Source organism: Pyramidobacter sp. CG50-2 (assembly GCF_003612005.1).
GTDB lineage: Bacteria > Synergistota > Synergistia > Synergistales > Dethiosulfovibrionaceae > Pyramidobacter.
Genome location: NZ_RAWT01000036.1, coordinates 17,476 through 28,283 on the forward strand (window position 1 = coordinate 17,476; position 10,808 = coordinate 28,283).

Sequence of the window (10,808 nt, forward strand, 5' to 3'; positions counted from 1 at the left end):
CTTCATGAGAGCTCTGGAAAAGAAAATTTACGATTATCTCGAAGCGCACAGGGAAGACATCGTCGCCGACCTCGCCGCGCTCGCCCGCGCCGAATCGCCGACCGGGGACAAGGCGGCCGCCGACGCGTGCGCGCGGCTGCTTGCCTCGCTCTACAAAGACCGCCTCGGCGTCGCGACGCAGTTCGTGCCGCAGACGGAAGTGGGCGACCATCTCGTCACCGAGATCGGCTCGGGCGACCGCACGCTGCTGATCGTCGGCCACTACGACACGGTCCACCCTTTGGGAACGGTGCCGGTGCGCCGCGAAGGCGACGTCCTCTACGGCCCCGGGGTGGTCGACATGAAGGGCGGCGACATCTCCGTGATCTGGGCGCTAAAAGCGCTTCAGGAGCTGGGCGTGAAGCTGGACAAGAAAGTTCTGGTCGTCAACAACTCCGACGAGGAAACGGGATCGTTCCATTCCCGTCCGCTGCTGCTGGAAAAGGCGAAAGAGGCTTACGCCTGCATCGTCGCCGAGCCGGCCGTGGCGAAAACCGGCCTGATCAAGGTCAGCCGCAAGGGCGGCGGCCAGATCCTCATCAAATGCTGGGGCAAGGCGGCCCACTCCGGCAACGATCCGCGGGGCGGCGTCAACGCCAATATCGAGCTGGCGCATCAGATCCTCTTCGCCGAGAGCCGGTCGGATTACGGCCCCGGCGGCAGCACGTTCAGCGCCAACGTGATCCGCGGCGGAACCGCGGACAACGTGGTCTGCGATTACGCCGAAGCGGTCGTGGACTGGCGCATGTGCGTGCCCGAGGAAGTCGAACGCGGCCGCGCCGTTTTCGCCGGGCGCGGGGCCGTGCTGCCCGGCGCGCGCGTGGAGTTCGAGATCAGACTGTCTCACCCGCCGCTGGCCGAGTGCGAGGGCAACCGAAAGCTCTTCGCGCTGCTTCAACAGGTCGGCACCGACCTCGACATGGAACTCGAGGCGTCGCCCATGGTGGGCGGCTGCTCGGACGGCAACGACATTTCCGCCGCCGGCGTGCCCACCATCGACGGCATGGGCGTGGTCGGCGACTTCATGCACAACCCGCAGGAGCAGGTCTATCTCGACCAGCTCGTGCCCCGCGTGGCCATGATGGCGTCGTTCATCAGCCGCGTATGACACGGCGTCTCCGGCGAACAGCCCGGAGACGCCAAGAAAGGACCGCGATCGAAATCACGGCAAAGAAAGGTAAAAAGATGAAATATTTTCGTAAAACAACGCTGAGAAACGGAAGCCTCTGCGTTCTGCGCAGCGCGGCCGCCGAAGATGCCGCCGCGTTGCTGGAGCAGCGCCGGTGCGCCGCGGTGGAAACAGACTTCATGTTGCGCTACTCCGACGAGATCGCCGTCGACGTCGAAGCGCAGCGGCGTTCTATCGAAGCGTCGGAGGTCAGTCCCACGGAATTGCTGCTGATAGCCGAAGTCGACGGCGTGCTGACTGCCAGCGCCGGTTTTGCTCCGCCCGTTCCCTGCGAAAAATGCCGTCATCGCGCCAGCGCGGGATTGTGCGTGCTTCGCGCCTCTTGGGGGTGGGGAATCGGCTCCCTGCTCATGGAATCACTGCTCGAGTGTGCCCGCGCGGCCCAGTTCGAACAACTGGAACTGGACGTAGTAACGGGTAACGAGCGAGCCGTCGCGATGTACCAGCGCTTCGGCTTCGTTACGTATGGCGTGCGCGAGAAAGCTTTCCGTTTGCGTGGCGGCGGGTACCAGTCTTTGTATCTGATGGCTCTCGAGCTTTAACGGAGGCGCTGGAATGACACTCGAGAGCGAGATCTTCCAGCGGCGGCGGCCCGACTTTTCCCGCTTCGAGGCCGCCGGCCTGAAGAAAGACGGGCGGGAGTGGCGTTGTTCGCGCGTCTTCATGGACGGGCAGTTCCGCGCCGACATCCGCGTCGACGCCAAAGGCGAGGTGCGCGGGCGCGTCTACGACCTCGACACCGGCGACGAATACCTGGCCGTGCACATCCCCAGCCAGTCGGGAGCTTTCGTGGCCTCGGTGCGGCAGGCCTACGCGGACGTTTTGCGCGAGCTGGCGCAGCAGTGTTTCACCGCGCACGATTTCGTCGCCGACCAGTCAAACCGAGTCGCCGCGCTGATCCGCGAGCGCTTTGGCGATCCGCCCGAGTTCCCGTGGCAGAGCGATTCGTCCGCCGTGTTCCGCGAGCCGCGCACGCGCAAATGGTACGGCGTGATCATGCGCATCGGCCGCGACAAGCTCGAACCCGGGAAAGACGGCGAAGTCGACGTGCTCAACGTCAAGGCCGACGCCGCGGACGTGCCCGCGCTCCTGAAAGAACGGGGCGTTTTCCGCTGCTACCACATGAACAAAAAATACTGGGTCACCGTCGCGCTCGACGATTCGCTCGGCGACGGGCGCGTCATGGAACTGATCGAGGCCAGCCACGCTTTCGCGGCCCGCGGTTCGGGCAAAAGTTCCGCCGCGCTCAGCGACGGGGCCTGGCTCGTGCCCGCCAACTACAGATATTACGACGTGGAAAAGGGCTTCGCCGAAAATCCCGTGCACACGTGGAAGCAGACCGCCCGCGTGCGCCCGGGCGACCTCGTCTACCTGTACATCGGTTCTCCCGTGTCGGCCATCTACTGCAAGTGCCGCGCCCTCGAGACCGACATCCCTTACGACTACGACGACGGTGCCGTGCGCATGAGCAGGGTCATGCGCCTGGCCATGCTGCGCCGCTACGGCCGCGAACTGCTGCCGATGGCGCTGATGAAAAAATTCGGCGTCCGCGCCGTGCGCAGCGCCCGCCGCATGCCCGAAGCGCTGCGGCGCGAGATCGACCGCCTCGAAGCGGAGGATCCTGAAGCGCCGTCCGCCGCGGGGAAAAAGCCGAAACGGCCGCCGAAGACGCGCCGAGCCAAATGAAAATCGCCGGAAACGGCTCCTTGGGAGATCCGTTTCCGGCGATTTTCGTCTTTTAAAGCAGTCCTTCGCCTTTGAGCAGCGGGACGAATCCGCGAAGATCGGCGACGATCCGCCAAGCTCCGGCCCGGTTCAGCGTCTCGGCGGAATTGCTGGCGAGCACGGCGACGCTGCGCATGCCGGCGCGACGGGCGGCCTCCACGTCGATGGGCGTGTCGCCCACGTAAAGGGCCTCTGCGGGGGCGCAGCCCAGCAACTCGGCTCCCCTGAGCAGCACGTCGGGCGCGGGTTTGGGGCGCGCCACCGCGTCGGCGCCGACCACGCAGTCCATCAGGTGTTCGAGATGCTTGACGCGGATGACGCGGAGCGGCGCGATGCGGTTGGAAGCGCAGCCCACTTTGACGCCCAATGCGCGCAGTTCCGCGACGCATTCGACGGCGCCCGCCGCGGGCGTCATCATCGCCGCTTCGTAAGGCGCGCATTCTTCGACGTAATATTCGCCGTATTCGGGGCGCTCGTCGCCGAGCAGCACCCGCCAGAAATCGCGCGAATTGTAGCCGATCACCTCCAGCAGACGCTCGCGCGTGCAGCGGGGACGGCCGAAATGATCGGCGATCTTGTTGACGTTCGCCAGCAGCGCGCCGCTGGTGTCGATCAGGGTCATGTCGAAATCGAAGAGCACCGCTCTGATGGTCATGAAAAAACTCCTTTGCCTGCCCGATGTTGAACTCATATCCTACCACATTCCCGGCGCAAAACCAATCGCGCCGCTCGGTGTGCGGAACGAATCCCCTTGCAGCCGGCCATTCGGCCGACGATTTTCGGATCGGATGTTCTACGCGGAACATTTTCCGCGGCGGACGGGATCGAACGGCGCATGGTTTAAGCGGCGCCGAACGCCCCCCGGGAACGACTTTCAACAAGGTCTTTCAATTGCCTGCGAGCATCAGTGCCAAAAGCGGCGCGACAGGATATAATGAGACCGTTGCATTGTGTTTGCCTTGCGACAGGGGGAGCGATCTTCATGATCTACGATGTGACCAGAGACCTGGCGGCCGGAGAAGACCTGCCTTACGAAAACGACTGCGTGATGATCTTCCGCACGGGGCACGGCGGCGTGACCGTGAAATTCGATTCGGGCGTTTCGCGCGCCGAGGGCGCCCGCATCCTCGCCCGTCTCGCGGCGGCGCTGGCACGAGACGGCAAGGCTGAAAAGCGGGAAACTGCCGAAAACGTGCCGGAACAGCAGGATTTCAATTTCGGCGTCGTCGATCCCGACAGCGTCACCGAAGATTTGGTGCGCTGGCGCGACGGCTACGCGGCCTACAAGCTCGAAGGCGGCGGCTGGTGGTGGGTGAAATGGCGCGGCGACACGGGCGAACGTTGGGGGCTCAGCGGCCCGATGATGGGCTCGGTCGACGTGCGCAAGGGACCGTTCGACAGCTTTGACGACACGCTGGCCAATCTGACGCTGTTCCGTTCCGAGGGCGCCGCGTCGGAGCCCCTGCAGGGCTGAGCAACCGCAATGGATGGGGCGCATCTTCTCGCGGCAGCGGGCATCGTCTTTTTCGGCGGCGCCGTGCAGGGCGTGGCCGGATTCGGCATGGGCATGATCAGCGTGCCGGTACTGCTGCGCTTTCTGCCGCCGGCAGCGGTGACGCCGCTGTCGCTGATCGCGGCGACGTTCATGAACTCTTTTTTCCTCTGGAACCTGCGGCGCAGCATCCGCCTGCAGCTGATCCTGCCGATCCTGGCGGGCGCGGCGCTGGGCGTGATGCCGGGAATCTGGGCGCTGAAAACGGTACCGGAAGGGCCGTTCAAGACGACGGCGGGGCTTTTCATCGCGCTGGCGGGCGCGTTGCTGTGGCTGGGCTGGAAATGTCCCGTGGAAAAACGGCCGCTGCAGCTGGGCGTCGGCTTTGCCTGCGGCGTGCTGAACGGCGCTCTGGCGGTCTCGGGGCCGCCGATCGCGATCTTCCTCACTGCCGGCAGCGTCAGGAAAGACGTGTTCCGCGCCTCGATCTCGGCGTTCTTCCTGATGTTGAATCTGTTCACGCTGATCGGGCTGGCGCAACAGCGGCTGCTCGCCCCCTCGCTGCTGGAAGAGGCGCTGCTGCTCGTGCCGGCCGTGCTGGCCGGCGCGTTGACCGGGCTGAAACTGGCACAGCGCGTGTCGGAAAAGCTCTTTCGCGTTTTCGTGATGACGATGATCGTCGTCTCGGGCCTGTCGCTGCTGCTGTGACGGCGCCAATTTTTCAAAAAGGAGCGTTCTTCATGAACGATATACTGCACCAAACGTACGCGCTCGGACAGAGCGTCTGGTACGATTCCATCAGCCGCGGGGCGATCCGCGGCGGCGAGCTGAAGAAGCTGTTGGAAGCCGGCGTGCGCGGCGTCACCACCAATCCCGCCATCTTCCAGAAGGCGCTGGCCGGTTCCGCCGATTACGACGCCGACGTCAAAGCGCTGATCGCCGCCGGCAAAAGCGACGCGGAGATCTACGACGCACTGACGCTGAGCGAGGTGCGCGAAGCCTGCGCGCTCTTCCGCCCGCTGTGGGACGAATCGCGCGGCGGCGACGGCTTCGTCAGCCTCGAGGTCAACCCGCTCATCGCCGACGACCGCGACACCACGGTGTCCGAAGCGCTGCGCCTGTGGAAGGCTCTGGACCGCCCCAACGCCATGATCAAGATCCCTGCCACGCCCGCGGGCGCCGCCGCGTTGGAAGACGTGATCGCCGCGGGGGCGAACGTCAACGCCACGCTGATCTTCTCGCTGGAACAGTACACAGCCGTCGCCGAAGCGTATATCCGCGCGCTGGAGCGCCGCGCCGCTCAAGGGCTGCCGCTGGGGCAAGCTTCGGTCGCCTCGGTCTTCGTCAGCCGCATCGACACGGCGCTCGATCCCGTGCTGGCGGAAAAAGCTCCGGAACTGGCCGGGCGCATCGCCGTGGCCAACGCCCGCGCCGTTTACGCCAAGTTCGCGGAACTGTTCTCGTCGCCGCGCTGGCAGGCGCTGGCCGCCCAGGGCGCGCGCGTGCAGCGCCCGCTCTGGGCCAGCACGGGCGTGAAGAACAAAGTCTATTCGCCCACGCTCTACGCCGATTCCCTGATCGGCAGGGACACGGTGAACACGCTGCCGCCGGCGGCCCTCGAAGCGTTCATGAAGCAGGGGACGCCCGGTGCCACCGTGCGCACTCCCGGCTTTGCCGACGAGCTGGCGGCGCTGCCGGCGCTCGGCGTCGATCTGGCCGCCGTCACTGAAAAGCTGCTGGCCGACGGGCTGGCTTCGTTCGCTCAGTCCTTCCGCGACATGATGGGCATCATCGCCGCCAAGCGCGCGGCGCTGGCCTAAGCCACGACTTCCCCGAAAGGAGCCGCTCCTTTGAAATATCTGAAATCATGCCTCGTCCTGCTGTTTCTTCTCGGCGCTTCGGCCGCCTGGGGCGCGCCCGACCGCGGCCAGGAACTGTTCGGCGTGTTCCTGCGCAACCTGGCGCCGGAAAAAGCCTATTTCCAGCTCAGCTCGGCGCCGCGCGAAAACGGTTACATCCCCTGGGGCTATTTGGAATGCGTCAACGCCGACGTGCGCGGCATGCGCATCCGTTCGCTGAGAATGGACTGCTTCGACGCCCAGGTGACGCCGCCGGCGCAGTGGGCGGGCATGGAGCATCCGCGCGTGGATTCCATGCTGGCCTGCCACGCCGAGGCGACCTTCACCGAGGACGACGTTAACGACTTTCTGCGCCGCCACGTTTTCGGCCACGAAAAAGAGTGGCAGAACGTCCGGGTGAAGATGAGCGCCGGCCGCATCAACGCCACGGCCTATTACCGCGCCGACCTGCGCCTGATGCGCCTCAAGATCCGGCTCGACCTTTCCTGCCGCATCGTTCCCCGCGGCACGGCGCTGTGGCTCGACGACATCCGCCTCAAGGTCAACAATCAGGAAGTTTCGGCGGGGACGGTCGAGCGGGCGCTGCAAAAGATCCAGCCCTTCATCGACATGAAAAAGTACAATCTGCCGCTGTACCTGAGCAAGGTCGAGTTCCGCGACGGTCAATGCTCGGTGCACAGCCGCATCCTCCCCAAGCCGCTGCCCGGCGGCCTGCGGTGGGACTACGCCGCTTCGCAGCCCGAAAAGAACGCGGCGGAAAAGCGGGCTTCTTGAAACGGCGCGGCCGCGCGCCGCTGAAAAACATAGAGCAGGGAGGTCTAAACCCATGAACTGGAACAATCAGGACGGAAACGGCCCCTTCGGCGGTTTTCCTTTCGGCGGGTTCCCCTTCGGCAACGGAGGTTCGGAACGCCGCGAACAGCGCCCCTCTTTCCCCAAAGTATCGCTGCCCTTCAGCAGGCGCACGCTGTTTTTGCTGGCGCTGCTGCTGGCCGTCGCCGTCGGGCTGCCGATGATCGCCTCGTTCCTCGCCGATTATTACTGGTACGAGGCCGAGCGCATCACGTCGGTCTTCTGGACGCGGCTGCTGCCGCAGTGGGCGCTGCTGGGCGTCTTTTCGGCCGTCGCCTTCGTGATCGTCTATCCCAATCTGCGCGCAGCGCTGCGCATCGCCCGCGGCATCCCCGGCGCGAACGACGTGCTTTCGCTGATCCTGAACCACAAATGGAGCCGCTGGCTGCCGCTGGCCGTCGGGCTTTTCATGGCCGTCAGCGCCGGTTCCGACTCCATGGGGCAGTGGCAGATGATCCTTCAGTTCGCGCACGGCGGCGCCTTCGGCGTGAAAGACGCCATTTTCGGCAACGACGTGGGATTCTACGTGTTCTCGCTGCCGTTCTGGAATTTTTTGCAGAACTGGCTCATGGATCTGCTGTTCAACGTGTTGGTCGTCTGCGGCGCGCTGTACGCCTTCCGCCTTTTCAGCGGCGCGCGCCTCGGCAGCGTCGAGATCCCCCGCCCCGTGCGCGCCCATGCGCTGACGCTCGGCGCCGTGCTGACCGCGCTCTGGGGGCTGTCGTATGTGCTGCAGCGCTATCTGCTGCTCTATAACCCCAACGGCGTCGTTTTCGGCCCCGGCTATACCGACATCCACGCCACGCTGCTGGCGCTGTCGGCGCTGGCCGCGCTGGCTTTCGCCGCGGCGGGGCTGCTGCTGTTCGCGATCAGGAGCAACCGCAGCTGGAAATTCATCGGCATCGTCGTCGGCATCTTCGTCGTCTGCAACGTGGCGCTGCGCGGGCTCTATCCCGAGCTGGTGCAACGTTATATCGTGGTGCCCAACGAGTTCGAGAAGGAAAAGGAATACATCAGCAACAACATCGAGGCCACGCTCCACGCCTACGGCATGGACAAGATCGAGACCAGCGAGATCACGCCCGACGCGGGGCTGACCGTCGAAGACGCGGCGGCCGATCCGGAGACGCTGGAGAACATGCGCCTGTGGGACTACCGCGCGTTGCTGCGCAGCTACAAGCAGCTCCAGGAGATCCGCAGCTATTACGATTTCTCGGCCATCGACATCGACCGCTACACCATCGGCGGCAAGATGCGCCAGGTGATGCTGGCGCCGCGCGAACTGGACCTGAGCGGCATGCAGAACCGCACCTGGGTCAACCAGCATCTCGAGTTCACGCACGGCTACGGCATCGTCATGAACGGCGCGCGCGAAGTGGGACAGAACGGGCAGCCCAACCTCTGGATCAAGGACCTGCCGCCGGTCAGCGCTGTGGATCTGCCCATCAGCCAGCCGCAGATCTATTTCGGCGAAAACCCGATGAGTTACGCCTTCGTCAAAACGTCGGTGAAAGAATTCGACTATCCCATGGGCGAATCCAACGCGCGCAGCACCTACGAGGGCGACGGCGGCGTGCCCATCGGCTCGCTGTGGCGGCGGCTCGTCTACACGCTGGCGTTCGGCGACTCGAAGATCCTCTTCTCCGACGTGTTCACGCCCGAGAGCCGCGTCATCTACGAGCGCAACGTCCGCGCCCGCCTCAACCGCGCCGCGCCGTTTCTGACCTACGATTCCGACCCCTACATCGCCGTGATCGGCGGCCGCATCGTCTGGATCGTCGACGCGTACACCACGTCGAGCCTCTATCCCTACTCGGAGCCGGTCGGCCACCGTTACCGCCGCGGACGGCTCACCGGCGGCATCAACTACATCCGCAACAGCGTCAAGTGCACCGTCGACGCCTACGACGGCCACATGAAGTTTTACGTCATCGACGAACAGGATCCCATCATCGCCTGCTGGCGGCGCATCTTCCCCAGCCTCTTCACGCCCGGCGGCGAGATGAGTTCCGAGCTGCGCGCCCACCTGCGCTATCCGCGCGACCTCTTCTCCGTGCAGGCCAACATCTACCGCACCTACCACATGGCCGACCCGAACACCTTCTACAACAAGGAAGACGTGTGGAACACGCTGCAGGGCGAGGCAAACGAGGGCACGCTGTCGTCGTACTACGTGATGAACAAGCTGATCGGCGAGAGCAAGCCCGAGTTCCTGATGATGACTCCGTACACGCCCGTGGGGCGCGACAACATGATCTCCTGGATGGCCGGCCGCTGCGACGGCGCCAATTACGGCAAGCTCGTGCTCTACCGCTTCCCCAAGCAGACGTTGATCTACGGCCCCAACCAGATCAGCGCCCTCATCAACCAGACGCCGGAGATCAGCGCCCAGCTCTCGCTGTGGTCGCAGCGCGGCAGCGACGTGATCCTCGGCCATCTGCTTGTGGTGCCCGTCAACAACTCGCTGCTCTACGTGCGCCCGCTGTACCTCAAGGCCAGCCAGAGCGACCTGCCCGAGCTCAAGCGAGTCATCCTCTCCAGCGGCGGGCACGTCGTCTGGGACGAGACGTTCGAAGGCGCGCTGGAAAAACTGCTCAACTATCGGCCCGGCGAGCAGGACGCCTCACTCTCGCTCCCGTCCGGTCAGACTCCGCAATCGGGCTCCCAGCCCGCGCTCCCCGCTGCCGGAGACAGCGAAATCCAGGCCCTGGGGCGTCAGGCGAAAAACGCCTGGGACCGCTCCCAGCAGGCCCTGAAAAGCGCCGACTGGAACGCCTACGGTCAGGCTATGGGCGACCTGGAAAAAAGCCTGAACGCGATGTTCCCCCAAGGGATCCAGTAGCGCTGTATTGTAGATAAAACGCAAAGCCTCGGCCCGTTCCGGTTCGCACTGATATGCTCCCCCCATGAGGGGCAGTGGGATAAATCACTGTCAATTATGGAGGGAGCATATCAATAATTGTATATTATGGCTATTCTTATAATATTGTTGTTGTAAATATCGTTTTATTAGAAACTATAAGACTCAGCTTATTCTCTTCTCGTGTTACATTTGGCTCGTACATCTAAAGTTATTTCTGTAACCTGAAGTGCGCATAAACTGCCTGCCATGTGCCATCGCTTTCAGGAAACTCTCTCCACTGCGCCCCGTTTCCAGCGATTCATATCATCACCCTGCCGTGGATCGTGTTTTGCTTGGACGTCCGTGTTGACCTGTTTGGGGCTGGTAACAAGATATCTTTGATCCAATCCCATTCGTTGTCGGTCAGTTCATATCCTCTTATTCCCCTCCTGTAGATAAGTTTAAATACTTCTAGATCTTTAAATAATACAGCATTTTAACAAGATCTAGGGCTTGTTTAAAAAAACATTTCAGCTTGTATTATTTCAATAAAATAACACTGGCAGCAACAAGAACAAAAGCGAAAAACGAAGCGTCAAGTTTGTCATAGCGGGTGAAAATTCTACGGAACCATTTGATTTTCTGAAAGAAACATTCAACCAAGTGTCGTTCCTTGTAAACATGCTCATCTATAAACCACGGTTCGGGATTATCGCTCTTCGGCGGGATAGTGTAACTTCCCTCCCGAGAAGTAATGTACTCTCTGATGGCTTGCGAACCGTAAGCCTTATCGCCGATGACGTTGCTCCC

At 63.1% G+C, this 10,808-nt stretch carries 10 protein-coding genes; 8 read left to right on the plus strand and 2 right to left on the minus strand.

Annotated elements, in window-relative coordinates:
- Window positions 1-4 precede the first annotated feature (4 nt).
- The 3 genes from D7D26_RS08265 (at window position 5) to D7D26_RS08275 (ending at window position 2,914) form a co-directional block, all read left to right on the plus strand.
- Window positions 5-1,147 (plus strand): M20/M25/M40 family metallo-hydrolase, encoded by a 1,143-nt coding sequence (locus D7D26_RS08265; protein ID WP_233543508.1) that lies wholly within the window; start codon window positions 5-7, stop codon window positions 1,145-1,147.
- A 77-nt stretch (window positions 1,148-1,224) separates the two neighbouring features.
- Entirely contained in the window at window positions 1,225-1,770 is a 546-nt protein-coding gene (locus D7D26_RS08270) for a GNAT family N-acetyltransferase (RefSeq protein ID WP_158606313.1), read from the plus strand.
- 13 nt (window positions 1,771-1,783) lie between these two features.
- Window positions 1,784-2,914, plus strand: coding sequence for an MmcQ/YjbR family DNA-binding protein (locus D7D26_RS08275; RefSeq protein WP_120372732.1), 1,131 nt, complete (start codon window positions 1,784-1,786; stop codon window positions 2,912-2,914).
- A 52-nt stretch (window positions 2,915-2,966) separates the two neighbouring features.
- Here D7D26_RS08275 and D7D26_RS08280 read toward each other — a convergent pair whose 3' ends face one another.
- The gene (locus tag D7D26_RS08280) at window positions 2,967-3,608 is read right to left on the minus strand and encodes an HAD family hydrolase (protein ID WP_009164596.1); all 642 of its coding nucleotides are present in this window, start codon (window positions 3,606-3,608) and stop codon (window positions 2,967-2,969) included.
- 327 nt (window positions 3,609-3,935) lie between these two features.
- Between D7D26_RS08280 and D7D26_RS08285 the strand changes: the two genes are divergently transcribed.
- Genes D7D26_RS08285 through D7D26_RS08305 form a run of 5 tightly spaced genes read left to right on the plus strand, consistent with a single transcriptional unit; the run spans window position 3,936 to window position 9,998 of the window.
- Window positions 3,936-4,427: a hypothetical protein gene (locus tag D7D26_RS08285; RefSeq protein WP_120372733.1), complete on the plus strand. Its 492-nt coding sequence runs from the start codon at window positions 3,936-3,938 to the stop codon at window positions 4,425-4,427.
- Window positions 4,428-4,436: 9 nt separating this feature from the next.
- Window positions 4,437-5,153, plus strand: coding sequence for a sulfite exporter TauE/SafE family protein (locus D7D26_RS08290; RefSeq protein WP_120372734.1), 717 nt, complete (start codon window positions 4,437-4,439; stop codon window positions 5,151-5,153).
- 32 nt (window positions 5,154-5,185) lie between these two features.
- Window positions 5,186-6,265 carry a transaldolase gene (tal, locus tag D7D26_RS08295; protein WP_120372735.1) on the plus strand — a complete coding sequence of 360 codons (1,080 nt, stop codon included), beginning with the start codon at window positions 5,186-5,188 and terminating at the stop codon, window positions 6,263-6,265.
- Between the two features lie 30 nt (window positions 6,266-6,295).
- A complete protein-coding gene (locus tag D7D26_RS08300; RefSeq protein ID WP_120372736.1) occupies window positions 6,296-7,078 on the plus strand; it encodes a hypothetical protein in 783 nt (260 codons plus the stop codon).
- A 52-nt stretch (window positions 7,079-7,130) separates the two neighbouring features.
- A complete protein-coding gene (locus D7D26_RS08305) occupies window positions 7,131-9,998 on the plus strand; it encodes a UPF0182 family membrane protein (protein WP_120372737.1) in 2,868 nt (955 codons plus the stop codon).
- A gap of 540 nt (window positions 9,999-10,538) precedes the next feature.
- On the opposite strand, the gene D7D26_RS08315 is transcribed toward D7D26_RS08305, so the two are convergent.
- A partial coding sequence (locus D7D26_RS08315; RefSeq protein ID WP_147413033.1) for a transposase occupies window positions 10,539-10,808 on the minus strand: 270 nt, incomplete at its 5' end.

What these genes read in the sequence shown, in the direction of transcription:
- D7D26_RS08265 (WP_233543508.1), top strand. Translation starts at nt 5, where the DNA reads ATGAGAGCTCTGGAAAAGAAAATTTACGATTATCTCGAAGCGCACAGG.
- D7D26_RS08270 (WP_158606313.1), top strand. Translation starts at nt 1,225, where the DNA reads ATGAAATATTTTCGTAAAACAACGCTGAGAAACGGAAGCCTCTGCGTT.
- D7D26_RS08275 (WP_120372732.1), top strand. Translation starts at nt 1,784, where the DNA reads ATGACACTCGAGAGCGAGATCTTCCAGCGGCGGCGGCCCGACTTTTCC.
- D7D26_RS08280 (WP_009164596.1), bottom strand. Translation starts at nt 3,608, where the DNA reads ATGACCATCAGAGCGGTGCTCTTCGATTTCGACATGACCCTGATCGAC.
- D7D26_RS08285 (WP_120372733.1), top strand. Translation starts at nt 3,936, where the DNA reads ATGATCTACGATGTGACCAGAGACCTGGCGGCCGGAGAAGACCTGCCT.
- D7D26_RS08290 (WP_120372734.1), top strand. Translation starts at nt 4,437, where the DNA reads ATGGATGGGGCGCATCTTCTCGCGGCAGCGGGCATCGTCTTTTTCGGC.
- tal (WP_120372735.1), top strand. Translation starts at nt 5,186, where the DNA reads ATGAACGATATACTGCACCAAACGTACGCGCTCGGACAGAGCGTCTGG.
- D7D26_RS08305 (WP_120372737.1), top strand. Translation starts at nt 7,131, where the DNA reads ATGAACTGGAACAATCAGGACGGAAACGGCCCCTTCGGCGGTTTTCCT.